The sequence below is a fragment of the Pseudomonas sp. D4002 genome, from assembly GCF_013385665.1.
Taxonomy (GTDB): domain Bacteria; phylum Pseudomonadota; class Gammaproteobacteria; order Pseudomonadales; family Pseudomonadaceae; genus Aquipseudomonas.
Map to the genome: position 1 here is coordinate 121,134 of NZ_JACAPN010000009.1, position 22,317 is coordinate 143,450.

Annotated in this window: 20 protein-coding genes; 10 read left to right on the forward strand and 10 right to left on the reverse strand. The window is 61.2% G+C overall.

Annotated elements, in window-relative coordinates; translation table 11 throughout:
* Window positions 1–30 precede the first annotated feature (30 nt).
* From HX824_RS03120 to HX824_RS03135, 4 genes are read left to right on the forward strand one after another with little or no spacing between them, the layout of a single operon-like run.
* Entirely contained in the window at window positions 31–2,607 is a 2,577-nt protein-coding gene (locus HX824_RS03120; protein ID WP_008437639.1) for a fimbria/pilus outer membrane usher protein, read from the forward strand.
* A gap of 1 nt (window position 2,608) precedes the next feature.
* The gene (locus HX824_RS03125) at window positions 2,609–3,520 is read left to right on the forward strand and encodes a fimbrial protein (RefSeq protein WP_256346906.1); all 912 of its coding nucleotides are present in this window, start codon (window positions 2,609–2,611) and stop codon (window positions 3,518–3,520) included.
* Window positions 3,521–3,530: 10 nt separating this feature from the next.
* On the forward strand, window positions 3,531–3,998 hold the full coding sequence (locus HX824_RS03130; protein ID WP_003218898.1) for a fimbrial protein: 468 nt from the start codon (window positions 3,531–3,533) through the stop codon (window positions 3,996–3,998).
* Complete coding sequence (locus tag HX824_RS03135; RefSeq protein WP_003218900.1) at window positions 3,995–4,489, forward strand: fimbrial protein; 495 nt, start codon at window positions 3,995–3,997, stop codon at window positions 4,487–4,489. The genes HX824_RS03130 and HX824_RS03135 overlap by 4 nt, the downstream gene beginning before the upstream one ends.
* Here HX824_RS03135 and HX824_RS03140 read toward each other — a convergent pair whose 3' ends face one another.
* The 4 genes from HX824_RS03140 to HX824_RS03155 all read right to left on the reverse strand — a co-directional run bounded on the left by HX824_RS03140 (window position 4,490) and on the right by HX824_RS03155 (window position 12,191).
* Window positions 4,490–5,137, reverse strand: coding sequence for a response regulator (locus tag HX824_RS03140; protein WP_017477281.1), 648 nt, complete (start codon window positions 5,135–5,137; stop codon window positions 4,490–4,492).
* Between the two features lie 28 nt (window positions 5,138–5,165).
* A complete protein-coding gene (locus tag HX824_RS03145; protein WP_177054121.1) occupies window positions 5,166–8,063 on the reverse strand; it encodes an ATP-binding protein in 2,898 nt (965 codons plus the stop codon).
* 124 nt (window positions 8,064–8,187) lie between these two features.
* Complete coding sequence (locus HX824_RS03150; protein ID WP_003218906.1) at window positions 8,188–9,387, reverse strand: EAL domain-containing protein; 1,200 nt, start codon at window positions 9,385–9,387, stop codon at window positions 8,188–8,190.
* A complete protein-coding gene (locus tag HX824_RS03155; RefSeq protein WP_177054122.1) occupies window positions 9,384–12,191 on the reverse strand; it encodes an ATP-binding protein in 2,808 nt (935 codons plus the stop codon). Before HX824_RS03155 ends, HX824_RS03150 begins: the two co-directional genes overlap by 4 nt.
* Window positions 12,192–12,361: 170 nt before the next feature.
* Here HX824_RS03155 and HX824_RS03160 point away from each other — a divergent pair, with 170 nt between their 5' ends.
* On the forward strand, window positions 12,362–13,549 hold the full coding sequence (locus tag HX824_RS03160; RefSeq protein ID WP_177054123.1) for an MFS transporter: 1,188 nt from the start codon (window positions 12,362–12,364) through the stop codon (window positions 13,547–13,549).
* A gap of 87 nt (window positions 13,550–13,636) precedes the next feature.
* On the opposite strand, the gene HX824_RS03165 is transcribed toward HX824_RS03160, so the two are convergent.
* Window positions 13,637–13,870 carry a hypothetical protein gene (locus HX824_RS03165; protein ID WP_003218911.1) on the reverse strand — a complete coding sequence of 78 codons (234 nt, stop codon included), beginning with the start codon at window positions 13,868–13,870 and terminating at the stop codon, window positions 13,637–13,639.
* 226 nt (window positions 13,871–14,096) lie between these two features.
* On the opposite strand from HX824_RS03165, the gene HX824_RS03170 reads away from it, so the two are divergent.
* The 3 genes from HX824_RS03170 (at window position 14,097) to tal (ending at window position 16,567) form a co-directional block, all read left to right on the forward strand.
* On the forward strand, window positions 14,097–14,234 hold the full coding sequence (locus HX824_RS03170; protein ID WP_167410166.1) for a hypothetical protein: 138 nt from the start codon (window positions 14,097–14,099) through the stop codon (window positions 14,232–14,234).
* A gap of 106 nt (window positions 14,235–14,340) precedes the next feature.
* The gene (gene dusA / locus HX824_RS03175; RefSeq protein ID WP_177054124.1) at window positions 14,341–15,336 is read left to right on the forward strand and encodes a tRNA dihydrouridine(20/20a) synthase DusA; all 996 of its coding nucleotides are present in this window, start codon (window positions 14,341–14,343) and stop codon (window positions 15,334–15,336) included.
* Window positions 15,337–15,640: 304 nt separating this feature from the next.
* Window positions 15,641–16,567: a transaldolase gene (gene tal / locus HX824_RS03180; RefSeq protein ID WP_008437618.1), complete on the forward strand. Its 927-nt coding sequence runs from the start codon at window positions 15,641–15,643 to the stop codon at window positions 16,565–16,567.
* A 199-nt stretch (window positions 16,568–16,766) separates the two neighbouring features.
* On the opposite strand, the gene rssC is transcribed toward tal, so the two are convergent.
* The 3 genes from rssC to HX824_RS03195 all read right to left on the reverse strand — a co-directional run bounded on the left by rssC (window position 16,767) and on the right by HX824_RS03195 (window position 19,466).
* Window positions 16,767–17,249, reverse strand: a complete 483-nt coding sequence (gene rssC, locus HX824_RS03185; RefSeq protein WP_003218919.1) for an anti-sigma factor antagonist RssC — start codon at window positions 17,247–17,249, stop codon at window positions 16,767–16,769.
* A complete protein-coding gene (gene rssB, locus HX824_RS03190; protein WP_003218921.1) occupies window positions 17,249–18,430 on the reverse strand; it encodes a two-component system response regulator RssB in 1,182 nt (393 codons plus the stop codon). Before rssB ends, rssC begins: the two co-directional genes overlap by 1 nt.
* 346 nt (window positions 18,431–18,776) lie before the next feature.
* Window positions 18,777–19,466: a VacJ family lipoprotein gene (locus tag HX824_RS03195; RefSeq protein WP_008437615.1), complete on the reverse strand. Its 690-nt coding sequence runs from the start codon at window positions 19,464–19,466 to the stop codon at window positions 18,777–18,779.
* Between the two features lie 195 nt (window positions 19,467–19,661).
* On the opposite strand from HX824_RS03195, the gene HX824_RS03200 reads away from it, so the two are divergent.
* Entirely contained in the window at window positions 19,662–20,273 is a 612-nt protein-coding gene (locus HX824_RS03200; protein ID WP_003218927.1) for a hypothetical protein, read from the forward strand.
* 110 nt (window positions 20,274–20,383) lie between these two features.
* Window positions 20,384–20,650, forward strand: a complete 267-nt coding sequence (locus HX824_RS03205; RefSeq protein ID WP_177054125.1) for a DUF4404 family protein — start codon at window positions 20,384–20,386, stop codon at window positions 20,648–20,650.
* A gap of 126 nt (window positions 20,651–20,776) precedes the next feature.
* Here the strand turns inward: HX824_RS03205 and queF are convergent, their stop codons facing one another.
* Window positions 20,777–21,607, reverse strand: a complete 831-nt coding sequence (gene queF / locus HX824_RS03210; protein WP_177054126.1) for an NADPH-dependent 7-cyano-7-deazaguanine reductase QueF — start codon at window positions 21,605–21,607, stop codon at window positions 20,777–20,779.
* 57 nt (window positions 21,608–21,664) lie between these two features.
* On the reverse strand, window positions 21,665–22,189 hold the full coding sequence (locus HX824_RS03215) for a plastocyanin/azurin family copper-binding protein (RefSeq protein ID WP_177054127.1): 525 nt from the start codon (window positions 22,187–22,189) through the stop codon (window positions 21,665–21,667).
* Between the last annotated feature and the right edge of the window lie 128 nt (window positions 22,190–22,317).

Consider the following 22,317-nt stretch of genomic DNA (forward strand, 5'->3'; position numbering starts at 1 on the left):
CAACCCCGGAACGCCTTTTCAGGAACGACCATGCTCCGTTCATTCCCATTCATGCGCCGTCGGGCCGTGAAGGCTTTCGGCTGCCCGCTCGTGGCCGCCGCCGCCTTGCACCTGGCCCCCGCACACGCCGGCTACGAGTTCGATGCGTCGTTTCTCGAAATCGGCGGCGGGCAGAGTTCGGCCGCTGTGAAACAACAGGTCAGCGCCATGAGCGACGGCCAGTTGCCGGGGATTTACCGGGTGGATATCCAGCTCAACCAGCGCTCGATCGAACAGCGTGATGTGCGTTTCATCCGCGCCACCGGCACCCAGGAACGCTCGAGCACCGGCCTGTTCCCCTGCCTGGATGTCGAGTTCTTCCGCGCCCAGGGCGTGGCCGACACGGCCCTGCAAAACCGCACCGACGCCGACCCCACCTGCATTGCGTTCGATCAGGGCCTGGCCGGCGTGAGCTACGACTACGACTTCAACCGCCAGATCCTGTCGATTGAAATCCCACAGGCCTACCTGGGCAGCATCCCTTTTGAAGTGCGCCGTCGGCAATGGAGTAACGGCGAACAGGTGGCCTTCACCAACTACAGCTTCACCGGCAGCACCGTGGAGTCCGATACCGGCCGCCGCCAGGACCAGTTCGGCAGCCTGAGGAGCGGCGTGAATGCCGGGGCCTGGCGCCTGCGCAATTTTTCGACCTGGCAAAAAGGCAGCACCACGCCCGGGCGCTGGGAGTCGCTGGAAACCTACGCCCAGCGCGACATGGGCAATATGATGGCGATCGCCACCCTGGGCGATTCCACCACCGAAGGCGACCTGTTTGACGCGATCCCCTATCGCGGGCTGGGCATCGCCTCTGATCTGGACATGCTGCCCGACCAGGCCCGCGAATTCGCCCCGGTGATTCGCGGCATTGCCAATGGCCGCTCGCGGGTGATCATCCGCCAGCGCGGCTATGTGATCCATGAGCAATGGGTGCCGTCGGGGCCGTTCGCCTTGACCGACCTGTACCCCACCGCCAGCAATGGCGACATCGAAGTCACCGTGGAAGGCCCGGACGGCCAGCGCCAGGTCTACACCCAGTCGTTCTCGTCGGTGCCCTACATGCTGCGCGAAGGCCAGCAAAGCTATTCGGTATTCGCCGGCCAATACCGCCCGGCGCAATCGTCCTTTGTGCAGCAAACCCCAACATTTATCCAGGCCTCCCTACGACGCGGTTTGAGCGGCAGCACCACGCTGTTTGGCGGCAGCCTGCTGAGTAATCAATACAACGCCGGCCTGCTGGGTTTTGCCCACGACTTTGCCGGCTTTGGCGCGATCTCGGTGGACGTGACCCACGCCCGCAGCGACGCCGTGGGCCGGGAGAAAACCACGTCCAGCGGCCAGTCGTTTCGCTTTCGCTATTCCAAGTCCCTGGCGGCCACCGACACCAACTTCAGCCTGATCGGCTACCGCTACTCCACCGGCGGCTACTACTCGTTCAACGAAGCGCTGAACAGCCGCAGCACCGAGCAAACCCTGGACACGTACCGCAGCGGCCACATGAAAAGCAACTTCACCGCCAACGTGTCGCAGCAATTGGGCGGCTACGGCGGGGTCTATGCCAACGTGTCGAAAACCGCCTACTGGGACAAGAGCAAGGCCGACACCTCGATCCAATTGGGATACAGCGCGAGCGTCGGGGACATTTCCTACTCCCTTGGGCTGGGCCTGAACAAAGGCGCCAACAGCGACGACCGCAGCCTGTCCCTGAGCATCAGCATGCCCCTGGGCGGCACGCGCAGCCAGCGCGTTACGGCCAACATGAACCAGAGCGCGCGGGGCTCGGCATCACGCACCGCGACCCTGAGCGGCAACGCGTTCGAGGACGATACGCTGGCCTACAGCGCGGGTGTGTCGCAGCAAGTCAGCGGCGCGCAACGCCAGACCGGCGGCACCTTCGCCGCGCAATACGACGCGCCCAACGCGATTGTGCGCGGTGCCTATAACGAGACCACCGGCAGCCGCCAACTGGACATGGGCGTCGAAGGTTCGGTGGTGGCGTATGGCAGCAACCTGATGTTCAGCCAGCCATTGGGCGAAACCAATGTGATCGTCGCCACACCGGGCGCCGCCGACGTGGGCATCAGCAACAAGCGCGGTGTGCGCACCAACAGCAATGGCTACACCGTGGTGCCACAGGCCCTGCCCTATCGCAAAAACCGCGTGTCGCTGGACACCCAGTCGATGCCGTCTGACGTCGACATCGCCGAGCCGGTGCAGGAAGTCACGCCAAACCGTGGTGCCTTTGTGCTGGCGGACTTCGACACCCGGCGCGGACAACGCATCCTGTTTCGCATCAGCGACACGCAGGGCGAAGCAGCGCCGTTTGCCGCCCGCGCCGAACTGTTCGCGCCGGACGGCCGTGCCTTGGGCAACACCCTGGTAGCCGACAAAGGCCGCGCGTTCCTGACCGGCGTGCCGCCCGAGGCGCGGTTGTTGGTCAGCGTCGACGGCCAGCCGTGGTGCAGCCGCGAATTGAAGCTGGACGAAACAGAGCCTGCCGAGGGCGGCATCACCCAAATGAATATTCAATGTGAGCGCGCGGCCGGTGGGTCGGGTGCCAAGGATTCCTGACATGATCGTTAAAGCAACACATAAGGTACGTGGACGGCTGATGCTTGCGCTGTTGTGCGCAGTATTGAGCTGCCTGTCACAACAGGCGCACGCGTTGGTCGAAGGGAATCTCAACTGCACAGTGCCGGGTTTTCCGAGCGGCGGTTACACTTTTACGCCCGGTCAGGCGATCAGAATCGTCTACGAGGGTACGTGCACCGTTCGCCGTGCATTCCCCTATTCCGCCGGCTTAAATTCGCAAGTCAATTACCTGAGCGGCCCGGATCAAGCCCCGTTGAGATTGACCGACCCGTATCACAACATCTACTTATCCAATCTGCCCATCGGCCAATACAGTAACAATTGCCTGGGTGGCTATTGCCGGCCTCTGCCCCTGAATACCGTGGTGCCTTACCGCTACATTCTGGTGGGCACTGCGCCCCGAACAGCAGGTACACGATTTGTAGCTGTAGCGCTGGGCGTGACCTCGCAAAACTGGCTGGGTTATGGCGAGTGGTTCATGCAAACACTATTTCAATACACCGTCGTTCCACCGGCGTGCAGCCTGAGTTCACCCGGCAGCGTCGACCTGCGCTTTGGCTCCATCAGTAACGCCGACCTCAGCAACCAGATGCAATCGACCACTGTGTCGATCAACTGCAAGTCCGCGATGCGCGCCAACGTCTACCTGCTGCCCAACCAGGCGGTAGTCAACGCCACCACCGGCGTGACACGCACCTCGCTGGCAGGTTTGAACATGCAGGCGCTGTGGACCGACACCCTGAACCCGGTGAACTTCACTACCCCGCGCTTTATGCAGTTACGCGTGGGCAGCAATGACGTAAACCTGAGCTTCAAGCCACAACTGGCGGCCGGGCAATCACCGACGGGTGCGTTTCAGACCCAATACACGCTGAACATCGACTATCAATGAGGGCCTTGCCATGAAAACTCCACTGCTCGCCCTGATGCTGCTCAGCAGCACCGCTCACGCTGCCGACGTGGTGAATATCACCGTCAGCGGCACCCTCACCCGCCCACCGTGCGTATTGAGTACCGGCACAACCCTGACCGCCGCATTTGGCGACGTGCGTACTGACCAGGTGGCGACCACCGGCACTGTGGAAGTGCCGGTGCGCTTGAAGTGCTCGTCGGGTTCTTCGCTAAATGTCAGCTTCACGTCCAATAACGGCACCTACACCTCCACCGTGGCCAAGACCACGGCGGATAACCTCGGTGTGTCGTTGCTGTGGGCGGACAACACGGCGGCAAACCTCAATGGCACCGTCAAGAAATACACCAACCTCAGCGGCGACGTGGATATCAGCCTCAAGGCGCAACTGGTCGAACGCGGCACGCTGGCGCCGGGCGCGTTCACCTCGTCGATGGTCATGACCCTCAATTACCTATGAAAGCGCTCGCCTGGATGCTGCTGGCCGTAGCCAGCACCGCCCTTGCGCAAGCGGCGGAAGAAGCGCAGATCGACGTCAGCGGCAAGCTGACCGCACCGCCGTGCACCGCAAGGTTTCCGAGTACGCAACAGGTGGACCTGGGCAAGGTCAACCTCAACCAGTTGGCCGACGGCAGCACCGTCGCCACCGATGTGCCGCTGGTCTTCGACTGTCAGGCGGGCGCTCAGGTCGAGCTGAGTTTGTCGGCGGGCATGGCCCGGGCCCTCACCGTCAGCCCGGTGCTGCTCACCAATCTCCCATCCCTGGGGTTGCAGGTGCAATTGCGTGACAAGACCGACAAGCCGGGGATCGGCCTGGGCCAAACCGGCACCTGGCCGGTAGAAGACGAACCGTTGGCGCTGACCCTGCGCGTCAAGCCCGTGTCCCTGGGCGAGCTGCCCGAGGCGGGTAGCTACAAAGCCACCCTGTTGATGCAGATGACGTACCGCTGATTACTGAAACTGCCGGGCTTCGATGCAATAGGTCAGCAGCGCCTGGTCACTGTCCACCTCCAGCTTGCGCATGGCCGAAATCTTCTGCGCGCTGACGGTCTTGTTGCTGCGGCTCAACTGCCGCGCGATATCGCTCACGCTCATGCCCGTCACGAATAAACGCAGCACTTCCATCTCCCGTGGCGACAGGCTCTGGAAGCGCGCCTGCACCTGGGTCACATTGGCCAAGACCGAAGTCGCGGCGGGCTCCGGTGCGCGGTAACTGCGCTGGGCACTGATCGCGCCGAGGGCCTTTTCGATCTCGCCGTGCAGGTGGTTCTTCTGGATCACCCCGGCCACACCCAATTCCTGCAAGCGGGTGAGAATCAGGCTGTTGGAAATCATGGTCAGCACCAGCACCTGGGTCGCGGGAAAGTGACGCAGGATGTACTCGATCAGCTTCAACCCATCGCCATAGGTGTCGTCACCCGGCATGTTGAAATCGGTGATCAGGACTTGCGGCCGGTGCTTGCGCAACTGCTCGATCAGTTGACTGGAACTGACCGCCTCGCCCACCAGGCTGTAGCGTGAATCACGCTGCACAATTTCGCGCACGCCCACCAGTACGATCGGGTGGTCATCGGCGATCACAACGTTCATTTCTCGCATTCTTTATCTTCCTTGTAATGGGCTTTCATCAAGTTTGCGACTCTGCCAGCAAGCACTGCGCAACCGCTGTAAGCCGTGCGCACACGCCTCGAATCTGCGTGGTGGCGTATGTATCCAGCGGTGCGTCGTACAGGGTGTTCTCCCATGCCTGACAAGCGCTGGACAGTTCCCCGGCACGCACACTGGCCAGCGCGCCGTTGAGGCTGTGCAAACGCTCACGTACGAGGGTGGCATCGCCGGCCGTCAGGCCTTGTTCGATCTGCTGCACATCCACCAGCAACGTGTCGGCCATCAGTTGGCGCATGGCCGGGGAAAGCTCGATCCAGCCTTCACGGTCCCGGTCCACCTGCACCACCGGCAAGGCCGTGGCCCGCCGGCAGTGCGCCATTAACGCCTGGCGCAGCATGCTCAGGCTCAGCGGTTTGACCACCCACGCGTTCATGCCCACCGCCAGGCAACGCTCGCCCTCCTCGCGCAGGGCATTGGCGGTGACGCCGATGATCGGCACCTGGACGCCTTGTTCACGCAACGCGCGGGCCAGGTCGTAGCCGTTGAGGCGCGGCATATTGATGTCGGTGATCACCAGGTCGAACGGCTGCGAACCCCAGATTTGCAGCGCATGCTCGCCGTCACGCGCTACGGTGGGGTGGGCGCCAAGGGCCTCGAGCTGTTCTTGCAGCACGGCCTGGCTGACCGGGTTGTCTTCGGCGACCAGCACGCGCACGTTCAGGCACGGTGCGTCCAGGCACGGCGGCATCGGCGGTTGTTCCGCAGAGGGCAGGGTTTCCTGAAGCACCGGCAAGGTGATGAACAGCGAAAAACTGCTGCCCAACCCTGGCTCGCTGACCACGCGCATGCTGCCGCCCATCAACTCACTCAAGCGCGAGCAGATAGACAGGCCCAGGCCGGCGCCATTGCCGTCCTGGTCGCCCGCTACCTGATAAAACGGCTTGAACAACTGGTCCAGCGCCTTTTCCGGAATGCCCACGCCGGTGTCAGTGACCTGCCATTGCAGGGTCACTTTATCGTCAAGTAGTTGCTGCACCATCAGGCGCAAACGCACGCGCCCGGAGTCGGTGAACTTGATCGCGTTGCCCAGCAGGTTATGCAGGACCTGCCGGATGCGGCCAGCATCGCCAAGCAGTTGCGGCGGTAGCAGCGGGTCGATCTCGGCATCGATCTGCAAGCCTTTATTGCGCGCGGTCGCGCTGAACGCCAACACCGATTCCGCCACCAACTGGCTCGGGCTGAACGGCGCCGCTTCCACGGCCATTTGCCCGGATTCGATTTTCGATACATCCAGTACGTTGCTGATCAACTGGAACAGCACAGTGGACGAACCCTGGATAATTTCCAGGTAGTGGCGCTGGCGCTCGCTCATGTCGGTCAGGGCCATCAGTTCCAGATTGCCGAGCACGCCGTACAGCGGGGTGCGGATTTCATGGCTCATGGTTGCCAGGAACACGGTTTTGGCCTCGTTGGCTTCGGTGGCTTCCTGGCGCGCCTGGGTCAGCAACTGGGCTTCGTCCACGTGTCGGGTGATGTCGTTGCAGCCGCAGAGGAACACGTCCTCACCTTCGTACCGCGCCGCCACCACCACGACCTGCAAGTACCGCCCCTCCACCGCCAGGCACATCTCGCCGGGGGTATCCGGGCCATCGTTGGCCTTGAGCACGTCGAGCAGCGGTGCGGTGCCCTGCAATTGCAGCGCGCGCTGGTTTTCCAGGAGTAACTGGTGATCGCTGCGGCGCACTACGCACAATCCCACCGGGGCGTTGTGCAGCATGATGCGGTTGAATGCCTCGCTCTCGAACAGACGCTCCTGCGCGCGTTGCGCCGGGCTGACGATGCGGGTCTTGTACCAATGGTTGATCCACCAGCCCAGCAGCACGGCCGCCAGAAACGTCAGGCCAAGGCCCAGCAGCGGCCATTTGGCGTAGCGCAGGAAATCCTGATAGCTGATGGCGTACAGGCCGGTCCAGTGCTCGCCACCCTCGCTGAGCATCTTGAAGCGCAAACCCTGGCTGTTGAAGCTCAGGCCCAGGGGCGCCATGTGTTCATCGCCGAGGCTGCCGAGCAACACGTCGCCCTGGGGCGAGATCAGGGTGAACTGGTTGTAGACCGACAGTTGCAGTACTCGCTCGATTTCGTCGACCTGCGAGGTGTCCACCACCGCCGCCAGCGTGAGCAGGCCCTGAGGCTGATTGGCCGGCAATACGGCGGCAGGCGCGTCGAGGCCGATCATCGCGACCACGCTGCGGCTGTTCTGGTACAACTGCGGCGGCGCACGCATCCAGCGCACGCGGCTGTCGGTCAGCAGGAGGCTTTGGCTCTGTTGCAGTTGCTGCAAGCGGCTCACCACGTCGCGGTACTGCTCGCGCAACAATGGCTGGTGCTGGCGCAAGCCGCCCACGCCGGGCACGGCCAGGCTGGCGACGGCATTGGGGGTGAACACGAACAGCTGCGGCGAGGCGTAAAACGAGCTGGCCCAGTAGCCGCCGTAGTAGTCAGTCAGTTGCACGCCAAACGCCAGTGCCCGGCGCGTGTCATCCGCCGAGAACGTCTCGGCGTGGGACAAGGTGAAGGGTAGCGACATCGCAAACCCCTTGGCCTGCAACACCACCTGCCCGCCTTCGTGCTGCAACTCCACCACCGAGGTCGACTGCACGGCCGGCAGCGGCGGCGCGTTGCTGCGGCTGTAGCCACTGGCCACGTTGCGCAGGAACGCCTCGTGCTCATGGATGATCTCCACCACGCGGGCGAAGTGGAACTCGACCTTTTCCTGTTCAGCGTCGAGCAACCGCGACACCGCCCAATAGCAACTGCTGGACAGCAACAAGGCGAGCCCCGTGAGCAATAACAGGGCTTTGTTCAAGCGTTGAGAGCTTTGCGCCAGCTTGTCCAGGCGCAGACTTGCATGTTTCATCGTCAGTACCGCAGAAGCCTGAATCAGGATATGGGGCCTATGCTTGATCCCGGCATTGGCCAATAACGCCCGGCTGACCGGGCGACCCTTCCTTCGGGCTTCTTGACTGTGTGACCCTGGCCACTCACATAAGTGCTGGCGCAGGGCCATCCTCGATTAACAGGGCGCTGAATTTTTCCGCCGCCACGGCATGGGAGATCAGGAAACCCTGCACCTGATCGCAGCGGATACGCCGCAACACCGCCAGCTCCGCCTGGGTCTCGGCGCCCTCGGCGATGGTGGTCAGCCCGAGTTTGCGGCCCAGCTCGACAATGCTTTGCAAGGCCGACGCCAGGCTTTCGTTCTCGGCACAGCCATGCACCAGTGACCGGTCGATCTTGACCTCGTTGAACGGCGTCGACACCAGGTTGAAGTAGGAACTGAACCCCTTGCCGAAGTCATCCTGCGCCAACCCAAAGCCCATCATGCGCAAGCGACATGCTCCAGCGTAGTAGTTACTGGGCAGCCGTGTGGTGGAGCTTTCCATCAATTCGAAGGTAATTTGCCGGGGTTCGGCGTCGCGGCTTTGCACCTGGGCAAGCAGGCGGTCGACCAGGTCGCTCTGGTCGAGCAAATGCGTGGGCAGGTTGATCGACACCGGCAGCCGGTAACCGAGTTGCGCCCACTGGGCCTGGGCGATGAGGGTTTGGCCGAGAATGCAGGTGAGCAAGCGGGTTTCCAGGTCAAGGCGCTCGATGTCGTCAAGAAACGCGCCGGGCATCAATAACCCTTCCACCGGGTGCACCCAGCGTGCCAGGGCTTCGGCGCCCACGATGCGCCCGTCATGCAGGGATTTTTTCGGCTGGAACCACGCCTGGATTTCACCATTGGCCAAGGCGCGCTCAAGGTTCTCCCGGGCATGGCTGACACCCCGGTGGCAACACGGCGTGCGCGCCTGCTCGGCGAGTTTGTCGAGGCAATCGCGCAGGGTGCGCACCTCGCGTTCGCGCACCGGCTTGGAGATTAGCCCGGCGACGGTCAGGCCGAGGTTCCCGGCCACCTGCCCGGCGCCCACCAGCATGCGCCGCGACGCCACGCTCATCAGCGCCAGCGCAGGCGGCGCGTGCATGCGGGCCAAGTGCTGGATCAGTTGCACACCGTCCATCCCCGGCATCATCAAGTCGCTGAGCAGCAGATCGTAGCGCTGTCGGGCCAGGCGTTGCAGCGCGGTGGCGCCATCCCAGACCACATCGACGTCAAACCCGCCGATGGCCTGGAAGACGTTGATCAAGTACTCATGCTGGAAAGGATGGTCTTCCACGATGAGTACGCGATAGGCGCTCAAAGCACCCTCCTCTGATAGCGATGCAGGCACTGGTAGAGGGCGCGCAGGGTGAACGGCTTGACCAGGCAATGATCCATGCCAGCGTTCAGGCAGCGCTCGGCTTCGTCGAGCATCGCGTTGGCGGTGGCCCCGATGATCGGCAGTGAGCAACCCAGGCGACGCAGTTGTTCGGTGAGTTCATAGCCGTTCATGCGTGGCATGTTGACGTCGGTGAGAATCATGTCGAACGCGGTATCACCCCACAATGACAGCGCTTCAATGCCGTCGCCGGCCAGCACCACGCTGCAGCCGAGCTCTTCCAACTGGTCGCGCAGGATCAACTGGTTGATCAGGTTGTCTTCGGCCACCAGCAGGCGCAGGTTGAGGCTGAACTCGGTGGGCTTCTCGCTGATCCTCGGCGACAACAACTCTTCGCTGCCCTGGGCGCGGCTGACCGCGCGGTTGAGCGCCTGCAGGTTGTTCAGGCCGATCTGCCAGGGATAAGCGCCATGCTCGTCGACCGCGGCCATCACCCGCGGCCCGGACCAATGCAGCAACTGGTCGGGCTCGGTCGGGCCGGGATACAGCTCGACCAATACCGCGCCGGGGTCGGCCTCGGCGGACTCCGGCGCACCGAGTTGCGCGCGCGCGCCCCAGCGACGCAACCAGCCGCCAACACTTTCCGCCAGCTCACGCACCGGCGACACCACATACACCCGCTCGCCGAGCAGCGGCTGCGCCCAGGGAGCCTGGTCGTCGTCGTTGACTTGCTCCAGCGGCAAGGTGAAGGAAAAGCTGCTGCCCAGGCCCGGTTCGCTGACCACCCGCAAGGTGCCGTTCATCAAGTGCATCAGGCGCTTGCAGATCGACAAGCCCAGGCCGCTGCCGGCGACCACATTCGCATTGCCGCTGACCTGGAAGAACGGCTCGAACAGGTACCGCTGGTCTTCCTCGGCGATGCCCTTGCCGGTGTCGACTACCTGCCACTGCAACATCGTGCGCTCGCCTTCACGGCTTTCCAGGCGCAGACGCAAGACAATCCGGCCGCTTTCGGTGAATTTCAGCGCGTTGTTCAGCAGGTTATTCAGGATCTGGCGGATGCGTGTGACATCCCCGCTCACGTGGTCGGGCAACTGCGGGTCGAGGCAGGCGAACAACTGCAGGCCCTTGCTTTGGGCGGCGCCTGCGTAGCCCTGGATCACTTCCTGCACCAACTCGATCGGTGAGAACGTGCTGAACTCTAGGGACAGTTGTCCCGCTTCGATTTTCGACACGTCCAGCACATCGCAGATCATTTGCAGCAAGTTCGCCGACGAGCCCTCGATGGCATTCAGGTAGCCACGCTGCTGGCTGTTAAGGTCGGTGCGCGCAAGCAATTCCAGGGTGCCCAGCACGCCATACAATGGCGTGCGGATTTCATGGCTCATGGTTGCCAGGAACAGGGTCTTGGCCTCATTCGCCGCGTCCGCCAGCGTGCGCGCCTGCTGCAGGGCCAACTCCACCTGCTTGCGTTCGGTGATGTCGCTGAAGGCGCAGATCAGCACCTCCTCACGCTGGTAACGGGTTGGCGCGAAACTCAGGTACAGGTGACGACCGTCGGCCATTTGCAGCTCGTCGGTGCTGCTTTGTTCCGACTCATCGAACGCGCGGCGAATCCAGCCGTGACACAGTTGCTGGCGCTCGTGGCCGTTGCCCAGCCATTGCCGGGACAGGGGGTTTTCCAGCACTACCTCGCCGTCGCTGCGGCGCAGCACGCACAAGGCCACTGGCGCGATGCGAATCACCGCACTGCTGAATGCCTCACTCTCCACCAGCGCTTCGATGCGATTGGCTGCCGGGATAATCAAACGCTGATCGATGCGCCGCACCAACCGCACCATCAACAAGCTGGCCGCTGCGCACAACAGCAGGCACAGCAGCAACGGCATGGCCAGGCTGGGCAACAGTGAACTCAGCTCCAGGCTGTAGACGATCTGCCACTGGGAGTAACCCAGGTGCTTGCGAATGGCCAAGCGATCCGGCAGCCAGCGGCTGCCTTCCCAACCAAAGCTGGCCGTGGCGTGATACTGGCGCAGCACCTGCGCAGCCGACGGTTGATGAGGCGTGCTGCTGAAAATCAGCTGCCCGGCGCCGTCAAGCAACATGAAGTCCCCGGCTTTTTCATGCTGTAGGGCGTTGATCAGGTCCGGGCCGTCCACCTCCAGCCCGAGCCAACCCGACGTGGGGCTACGGTCGTCGAGGCGGGTGAAGATGTATAGCGGTGAATCCAGGCGGCTCTGCTCAGTCAGCCACAACTCATCGCTGACCGAGACCTTGCCGGTGTCCACCGCCATCAACCGCTGCAATACCGGCTGCGGCACATTCTCCGGGGCCGCCCCAACGGTAAACAGGCGCTCCACCACCGGCTCGGCGCGCTGCGCGACGTAGATCAGGTTGACCTGGTTGACCTGCAGGTAATCAAGCAGGCGCCTAGTCAGCCAAAGGCTCCAGATATTGCCCGCCTCGCCCAAGGTGATGTGCAACTCTTCGGCCGGCACATTATTGAGGTTGCCCACGGGTGGCGTGACATGACGAACCGTCGACAGGCCGAGGCTTTTGAGCAGCGTCTGGCGGCTGATAAAAAAACTCTGCGCATCGGAAATCGCCTCATTCATATAACTGCGCCGTAGCGAAATTTCCTCATTCAACGCCGCACGCAAGTAGCTGTAGGCACCCACATACACGCCGAGCACCAATGCCAGGGCAAACAGCCGCAACAACTTGCGCGCGGCCTTGGGCGTCGAAAAAGAAGAGTCGAGTGGTTGCAGGAAATGTTTGAGCTTCATCGCCAAAAGAGTAAGCGTGGCGAGAGGGTAGTTGAATAAGACGGATCTCAAAGCCCCGCACTGCTTGCGCCGATGGAACTCTCGCGCAACACGCTGTTCTAGACACCTTCGTCGCTGCATGCGTAGCATCGGCGGCTGTCCTTCGTGCACTTCATCAAACAGAGTTACCCATGACTATCCAGCAAACACCCGGGCACGTGCTGCCCGCGCGCAGCGCCGCCAAAATGGAAGCGGCCATGGCCGTGGGCGCCTTTGCGATCGGCACCGGCGAATTCGCCATCATGGGCCTGATGCCCGACATCGCCCGCAACCTCAATCTCAGCGAACCGCAAGTGGGCCACGCCATCAGCGCCTATGCGCTGGGCGTGATGGTCGGCGCCCCGCTGCTGGCGATCCTCGGCGCCAAGTTGCTGCGTAAACACATGCTGCTATTGCTGATGGGCCTTTATGCCCTGGGCAACCTCGCCACGGCGTTTACCCCGACCTTCGGTTCGCTGGTGGCCTTCCGCTTTATCAGCGGCCTGCCCCACGGCGCCTACTTCGGCATCGCCGCCGTGGTCGCCTCCAGCATGGTGCCCAACGACAAACGCGCTGGCGCCGTCGCCCGCGTGATGATGGGCCTGACCCTGGCCATGCTGCTCGGCAACCCCATCGCGACCTTCCTCGGTCAACACTTTGGCTGGCGCTCGGCGTTCGCGCTGGTCAGTGCTATCGCCCTGTGCACCATCGCGCTGGTCTGGCAATTCGTACCGGATCGCCACGACGAACCCCGCAGCGACCCGCGCAAAGAACTGCGCGCCTTCACCAAACCGCAGGTGTGGATGGCGCTGTCCATTGGCGCTATTGGTTTTGCCGGGATGTTTTGCGTGTTCAGCTACCTGGCGCCGACCATGCTCGAAGTGACGAAAGTCTCGCCGCAGTGGATCCCATTCGGTCTGGCCGCGTTTGGCGTAGGCGGCATCATCGGCAACATCGCCGGCGGCAAGCTGTTTGATCGCCTGCAATTTCGCGCAGTGGGCTGGATTATGGTGTGGTCGATGGCCGTGCTGATTTTCTTCACCTTCGCCGCCAGCTCGCTGTGGAGCGTGCTGCTGGGCATCGGCCTGGTCGGCACCATGATCGCCATGGCCGCGCCGCTGCAAATCCGCTTGATGGACATTGCGCATGAGGCACCGAGCCTGGCGGCGGCGTCCAACCACGCGGCGTTTAACCTGGCGAACGCGCTGGGGCCGTGGCTTGGCGGGATGGCGATTACGGCGGGGTATGGGTGGACCAGCACGGGCTACATTGGCGCGGCTACGGCGCTGGTAGGCTTGGGCATCTACCTGATCGCCCGACGTATGAAAGGCGGTCACTAAAGCCCTCCCACGATCCAATGTGGGAGCGGGCTTGCTCGCGAAAGCGGTGGGTCAGTCACTGAGTAAATGACTGCCCCACCCGCTCAGTCAGTCATCATGCATCAACCCCGAACCATACTCCCCGTAACTGCTCCCCAGCGCGTTGCCCCCAAAATTCATCTTGGCGGCCTTGCTGGGGCTGTGGTCGCCAAAGGCTTGGCATCCCCCTGAATAACAAGGGTCGCTGCTCAGGTCGCTACTCATGCCCGATGAACCCGACGAACAAGCGGCCAAGAGCAACGTGCCTGCGACCATCACGACTTTGACGAGGTTGGAGATCATTTTTTCAGTTCCCTTTGGGCTTATGGGCTGAGCGTAGGCCTCAATGCCGGTGAGAATTATGAAACTTTGCCGTAGGACAGGATCGGTTCAGGTTGATGTCGTTTTGGCGACGAATTATCCCGGCACATATTCTGATTGGCGATATCAACGGTTAGCCCCTACATATTAAAGCCGACCAGGCATCAATTCAGATGAGCCTGCGGCCTACGTAGAGGGAAGCTCAATAATGGCTAAAGACGAAAAAACCAGTGAAAGCGTCGCTTCAAAAGCAGCCAAGCTGCTGGCGGATCCCACCACTCCGCCGGATGTGAAATCTGTGGCGGCTTCGGCGCTGACTCAGGCGCCCGACAAAAAGAAGAAATAAGCTGAAAACCGTGCCAGGGTGGCTGGAGCTCTGGCACTGACCACCACGGCACCACGCCCATTCCTGTTAAACTGTACGCCCTTCGCCTTATCCATCTCAGATCCTAATGTCCTCACCTATAGCACCAACGCCATCGTTCTCCCGTCGCTTCTCCGTTGCTCCGATGATGGATTGGACGGACAGACACTGCCGCTTCTTCCTGCGCCTGCTGTCCAAAAACGCCCTCCTCTACACCGAGATGGTCACCACCGGCGCAATCCTCCACGGCGACCACGAACGTTTCCTGCGCCATAACGAGGCCGAGCATCCACTCGCCCTGCAGTTGGGCGGTAGCGTCCCCGCCGACCTGGCCGCCTGCGCCCGCATGGCCCAGGACGCCGGCTACGACGAGGTGAACCTCAACGTCGGCTGCCCCAGCGACCGGGTGCAAAACAACATGATTGGCGCGATCCTGATGGCACACCCTGCGTTGGTGGCGGATTGCGTTAAGGCAATGCAGGACGCCGTCTCGATCCCGGTAACGGTTAAGCACCGCATCGGCATCAACGGCCGGGACAGTTACGCCGAGCTGTGCGATTTCGTTGGCCAAGTGAAGGACGCGGGCTGCACCAGTTTTACCGTGCATGCGCGAATCGCCATTCTGGAAGGGCTGTCACCGAAGGAAAATCGGGACATCCCGCCCTTGCGCTACGACGTTGCCGCCCAGTTGAAGCAGGATTTCCCTGAACTGGAGATCATCCTCAACGGCGGCATCAAGACCCTCGAACAGTGCCAGGAGCATCTGCAGACCTTCGATGGCGTGATGCTGGGCCGCGAGGCTTATCACAATCCGTATTTGCTGGCCGAGGTGGATCAGCAGCTGTTTGGCAGCACGACACCTGTGATCACCCGCGCCGAGGCGTTGGCGCAGTTGCGTCCTTATATTGCCGAACACCTGGCGACAGGTGGCTCGATGCATCACATCACGCGCCACGCGCTGGGGCTGGGGACGGGTTTCCCGGGGGCGCGGAAGTTTCGGCAGTTGTTGTCGGTGGATATTCATAAGGCCAGTGATCCGCTGGCGTTGCTGGATATGGCCGGGGAGTTGTTGGAGGGGCGGTGATTTGGGTGTCAGTGGGTTTATTGGGTGGCTGACACGACGCCTTCGCGAGCAAGCCCGCTCCCACATTTGGATGGGGGGGGATGTCAGGAAGATGGGGCAAGGCTGCTCCCACCGTTTGATCGGGTGGTCATCGGGCAGTTGGGTTGAACCTGCTGGCTGTTTTGGCCTCCTATTGAGCATTGGCCGGTGATTCAAACGGCTGTTTTCAGGTTGTTGCCCTCGCAAACGATCGAATGCATTTGCGCCCTTGAGCGGCTGTCAGCGCTCGGGTAATGTCATCAGACCCACAGGACAGAGCACGCCCATGACTTCCAAGCTGGAACAACTCAAGCAATTCACCACTGTAGTAGCCGATACCGGCGATTTTTCTACCCTCGCCAAGCTCAAGCCACAAGACGCCACTACCAACCCTTCCCTGCTGCTCAAGGCCGCGTCGATCCCAGGCTATGCCAAGCTGCTGGATGAGGCTGTTGCCGACTGCAACGGCGATGTAGGCCTGGCCAGCGACCGTTTTGCGGTAGCCGTCGGCCAGGAAATCCTGAAAGTGGTGCCCGGCCGCATTTCCACCGAGGTGGATGCCCGTCTGTCGTTCGACACTGACGCCGTCCTCAAGCGCGCCCATCGCCTGATCGACCTGTACGACAAGGCCGGCATTGGCCGTGACCGCGTGCTGATCAAGATCGCTTCCACCTGGGAAGGCATCCGCGCCGCCGAGCAGCTGGAAAAGGAAGGCATCCAGACCAACCTGACGCTGCTGTTCTCCTTCGCCCAGGCCGTGGCTTGCGCCGAAGCCGGCGTGTTCCTGATTTCGCCGTTCGTGGGCCGTATCTACGACTGGTACAAGAAGGCCAACGGTAACGATTACACCGGCTCCGAGGATCCGGGCGTGCAGTCGGTGACGCGCATCTACAACTACTACAAGGCCAATGGCTACAAGACCGTGGTAATGGGTGCAAGCTTCCGTAACTTGAGCCAGATCGAAGAGCTGGCTGGTTGTGACCGCCTGACCATCAGCCCGGACCTGCTGGAAAAACTCGCAGCCGACAACGGCAAGCTGGAACGCAAATTGTCGCCAGGCCATGCGGGCGAAGCTCGTGTGCACCTGACCGAAGCGCAGTTCCGTTGGGAATCCAACGAAGATGCAATGGCCACCGAGAAACTGGCCGAGGGCATTCGTCAGTTCGCCCGCGACCAGGAAAAACTCGAAGCGCTGTTGACCGCCAAGCTCTAAAAACGGCGGCGACAAAAAGGGCGGCACCTGTGAGGGTGCCGCCCTTTTTTTGTATTAGCCGATTTCGAGCCGAACTCAGTTAAAAATGTGGGAGGGGGCTTGCTCCCGAATACAGGGCGTCAGTCGCTACATTCACTACTGAACCGCCGCTTTCGGGAGCCAGCCCCCTCCCACACTTTGACAGTGTTTCAGCTGGAAATTAGTGCCGCTCCAGCGCATTCACCAGGTCGTGGAACGCCTCGCGGTTGGAGTCGTTCAAGCCCATCAGGATCTTGTGGGCTTCCAGTACCTTGACCCGTACCACTTCCTCGGACTGGTCCTGGGACGGCAGGTCGGTCAGGCATTCCGGGCACGGGATCGGGCGGTCAACGATGTTGAACACTTGATCGAAGCCCATGGACTGCAACAGACGGGTGATGTCTTCGTGGGTGGTGACGACGGTCGGCAGCAGTCCGACCTTCTGCCGAGACAGAATGGACAACTTGGCCAACAGCCCAAGGGTGGTGCTATCGATGCTGCGGGTTTCGGTCAGATCGATCACGATCGCCGAGAAATTCAAGGCAGTGAAGATCCGCTCAATCGTCGCATCCAGCGCCGAACACAAGGTCAGGCGCACTTCACCGACAAACTTCAGGACAAAAGTCCCGTCTTGCTCGGCGAATTGGATTCTTCCGGTACTCATCAAAGATTCCTGCTCAACACCAATAGGGCGATATCATCCGGCATCTCCCCTAGCGTGGCCAATCCAAAAACCTGCCGCAGGCCATCCAGGCTGCCGCCCGCCGACCTGACCCGTTGGGGCAAGGCGGCTTCTTTCTCTTTGAGTGTAGGCTCTGGCAAAAGGTCCAGGATACCGTCGGACATCAGCGTCAGGCTGAACGTCGGCGGCAATTCCAGGATGTGGTCTTCGTAGGTGGCTTCATTGAACAAGCCAACCGGCAAACCACGCCCTTCCAGGTAGCGCACACTGTCTGGAGTGTATAAAACCGGCAATGGCAGGTGACCGCCAATGCTATAGGTCAAAAGACCTGTTTCTTCATCAATCACGCCGCCGACCATCGTCACGTGCTTGCCCAGCTTGCAGCTGATCAGGCCCCGGTTGATGTGGCCCAGCACTTGCGAAGGGGTGAACTCCGGCAAGGTGCCATTGCGCTTGGACTCGAACAACAGCCGTGTAGTCATGAACTTCAACAACACGGTCACGAATGCAGAGGAGGCGCCGTGGCCGGAAACGTCGGCCAGGTAGAACGCGACACGCCGCTCATCAACGCGGAAGTAGTCGACGAAATCACCCGACAGGTACAGCGACGGGATGATCTGGTGGGCAAACTTGAACTCGTCGATGCTCCACGGGCTCACCGGCAGCATGTTCATCTGCACCTGGCGACCGGCGTTCTGGTCTTCCTGGAGCAGGTTCAGGCTGGCTTCGAGTTCGCGGTTGGCGGTTTCGAGCTTTTCACGGTAACGCTGGTTTTCCAGCAGCAGCCGTGCACGATCCAGGGCACGACGCACCGAGTGCTCCAGCACAGCCAGGTCTTCCAGGGGCTTGATCAGGTAGTCGGCGGCGCCGAGGCGCAAGGCCTCGACGGCATCGTTCATCACGCCGGCACCGGACACGACAATCACCGGCGTCTGCGGGGCGATGTCGGTCACCTGGCGGATCAGCTCAAGGCCGCCCACCTGGGGCATGCGCAGGTCGCAGATCACAAGGTCGGGCTTGTCGCGCTCGAATACCTGGAGACCCTGGAGGCCGTTGCTGGCCTGCAGGACGCTGAAGCCACTGTCTTCCAAATAGGCCGCAAGACTCGCGCGCACTACTTCGTCGTCATCGATTATCAGCAGCGTGGCACTGGTTTTCTGCATGTGGGCAAACGGCGCCAGAATTAGGTTGGCGTAGGCAGCTCGACAATGGCCGGGCTTACTACTGGATTCGCTTTCTAGCCTCTCTGTCCTACAAAACGCCGAGTTATTGCCGACGCACAAAGGTAAAGCAGAGGTGCCCTTCTAAGGCGCAGACGGTACTCCCATCCGCCAGGGGTTTCAAGCTCACGGCGATGGTCGCCGGGCGTCTTTACATCGCAAATCACCACTAGTTATAAGAACGCATAAAACCGCGACTTAAAGTAAGCACGTAACCCACGGATAAACCTCGAATGCCGCCCACAAAAAAGGCGACCCGAGGGCCGCCTTCTTCTTTCAAGCCTGGGGCTTAAAAGTCGTCTACAACCTTGCCATCCTTGACCTTGAACTCGCGGTTCTGCAAGTAGGCGTTGCGGATGAAGGTGTATTTGTCGCCGCTGATCAGCTTCTCGGAGGACAGCAGGCTGGCACGCGTGTCGACGATATTCAGGCCGAAGGTGCTGTTGCGCCAGCCGATATCGTTCATGTAGCGGTATGGCTGGGTGTAGCTGTCCACGTATTTGGACGGCGCGTCACGCAGGGTGCTTGGGCCCAGCAGTGGCAGCATCACGTAAGGACCGCTGTCGACGCCCCAGTAGCCGAGAGTCTGGCCGAAGTCTTCGTCGTTGCGTTGCAGCCCCATTTTGGTGCCGACATCAACGAAACCCAGCACGCCGAACGTGGTGTTCATCAGCAAGCGGGCAGTGTCGACGCCTGCAGCGTGGGGCTTGAGTTGCAGCACGTCGTTGGCAAAGTTGCCGACGTCGCCGATGTTGCGGAAGAAGTTGTGGATCCCGTCCTGCACGAACTGCGGGGTCACGAACTGATAGCCTTGAGCCAATGGCTTGAGGGCATAGGTATCAACGGTATCGTTGAAGGTGAAGATCGGGCGGTTGACGCTTTCCCATGGATCATCTTCCGAGGCCGCCTGGGCTACGAAAGGAACCAGCAAAATACTCGCACATACGGACAGCTGAGCTAGACATTGGCTCCAGCGCATAGCTTGAACTCCTTGAATGGTCTGTCATGGGCGCTATGCCCTGAATGAGGCCGTCAGTATATGACGGAAGTGTCAGATTAGGCAGCCTTGCAGAAATGTCATTCAGCAAATGCACAAAATTCCTACAATTGCTGCGGGTGTAACTTGCTTGTCACCCAAGTCCGGTAGCGTCACTGCTATTTCAGGGACGTCGAAATGCCACACGCCGAGATTGTTAGTGCCAGCACCCCGTCCTTGACGGCCGTACTGTTCGGGCTTAGTGGCTGCCTGGTGGACTTTGGTTCCCAGGCCCGCGCCGATTCCGCGCCTTCCAGCGATACCCATGCCACTGTCGGCGCTCTGAAGATCCTGCGCAGCCTCGAAGAACAGCGCGTCCCTTGTGCATGGCTGGACGAGTTGCCGGCGTCGGTTTCCACACCGCTGGCCGCCGGGCTACCCCGCTGGATCAAGGCTGCCAAGCCCTCCTCCACCCGCTGGCCGGCGCCTCACGCCTGCTGGCAGGCCCTGATGGAACTGAATATCGAACGCCTGGAAGGCTGCGTCCTGGTCAGCGGCGAGCCACGCCTGCTGCAATCGGGGCTCAATGCCGGGCTGTGGACCATTGGCCTGGCATCCTGTGGCTCATTGTGCGGGCTTTCGCCGCAGCAATGGCAAGCACTCAGCGAGAAGGAACGCGAGCATAAGCGCGCAAAAGCCACTGTCGCGCTCTATGGCCTGGGCGTGCATTCGGTGATTGACCACCTGGGCGAACTGCAGACCTGCCTGGCCGACATCAGCCTGCGCCAGCTCAAAGGCGAGAAGCCCTGATCGAGATCATGCACAGTAGGCGCCAGTGGATTAATCTACAGGTCAGCCCATAGACCTTTCCCGGCGTGCCGCGGTCTATGTCAGTGCCTATCGATAAAAGGAAGAACGCCATGCCTGCCCGCGAACAACTGCAAGAACAGGTCAAAACTTTGCGCGAGCAATTGGATCAGAATCCAGAAATGCCCCTCGAACAGCGCGAAGAGCTGCGAGATTTGATTGCTGAACTGGAAGTTCAGGAGCCACTGGAAGGTGCCATTCAGGATCCAAGCATCGCCGACGGTGTGAACCTGGCCGTAGAACGCTTCGAACTGGAGCACCCGGGCATTGCCGGGACCTTGCGCAATATTGTGGTGACCCTGGGTAACATCGGGATCTAATAGTCGGACACCTATCAAATGTGGGAGCGGGCTTGCTCGCGAATGCGGTCCGTCAGCTGATACATAAGCTGGCTGATACACCGCTTTCGCGAGCAAGCCCGCTCCCACATTTATTTTGTGTGAAGGCTACTGTCGAGCCAGGCGCAGGTTCTGGAACTGCTGCTCTTCAGTACTGCGATACGGGTTGATATCCAGCCCGCCACGCCGCACATAGCGCGCATACACCGTCAGTTTCTCCGGCTTGAGCAAGCGCTGCAGGTCGAGAAAGATCCGCTCCACGCACTGTTCATGGAAGTCCGAGTGCTGGCGGAAGCTCACCAGGTATTCCAGCAGGCTGGCATGATCCAGCGCCGCGCCGCGGTACTCCACCGCCACACTGCCCCAGTCAGGCTGGCTGGTCACCGGGCAGTTGGACTTGAGCAGATGACTGTGGACGCTCTCCTCCACCACGCGCGAATCGTCGCAACGCAACAGTTCCGGGCGCGGGTACTCGTAGTTGCTGACGGTAATGTCCAGGTCATCAATGCACACACCCGGCAACGCGACCACGCCTTCGGCTTCAACCTCGCCCAGGCTGCGGATGCGCACACCAACCGGCTTGCCGGCCGCTGCACTCAGGTCGGTGCGCAAAGTCGCTTCAAGGCTTTGCACATCGGCAAACGCGGTTTGGTTCAGCGAGTTGAGGTACAACTTGAACGACTTCGACTCGATGATGTTCGGCGAGTCGGCCGGGATACTGAATTCACCGATGGCCACCACGGGTTTGCCGGATGGCAGCAGCCAGGACAGTTCGAAGCAGTTCCAGAAATCCACGCCTTTATACGGCAGGGTCTCGGCACTCAGGCCCAGCTCGGCCCACTTGGCGGCGCGAGGAATCGGGAACAGCAACGACGGGGTGTAGGTGGAGATGTATTCACTGGACTTGCCCAGCGGCGAATGTTCGGCTGCGGGATGCATGGCGGAAACCTGGCTAAATAAACGCCGCCATTCTACCCGCCTTTGCCCGTCAATGGCTTACTGGCTGACGGTCAGCTTGCCGACCATGCCCGCCTGGTAATGCCCCGGAATGTTGCAGGCAAACTCCAAGCCGGTGGCCTTGGTGAAGGTCCAGGTCAGCTCGGCGGTCTTGCCGGGCTCTACCAACACGCTGTTGGGGTCGTCGTGCTTCATGCCTGCCATATCACCATGCCCCATCGCACTGTGGTCCATTTTGCCCATGCCGGTCGCCGTCAGCATGCCGCTGGCCTGCATCTGCAGCATCTCTTTCTGATGCACTGCGTGCATGGCGGCATCGCCAAGGTTGAATTCATGAAGCAACTGGCCTTTGTTGACCAGCACAAAGCGCACGGTCTCACCGGCTTTTACATCGATGGCCTTGGGCGAAAAGGAAATGTCCTGCAGCACCACTTCCACCGTGCGCGTGGCCTTGGCGGCGGGCGCAGCCTCACCGAAGGCGAAGGTTTCAGCCGGGGAAGCCAGCGCCGGAAGACTCAGCGCCATCAGGCAGCCCGCCAACAACCAGGATTTACGTAAAAACATGCTCACACTCCAAAGGTTCGGAATCAGTCTGTGGGACACTTTACGAACGCGCCGCTGCCAGCCAGCTGACGGCCAGATTACAACTTTGTCAGCTTGAGCCGGCTGCCGGATGTGCGCGGTATAACGTC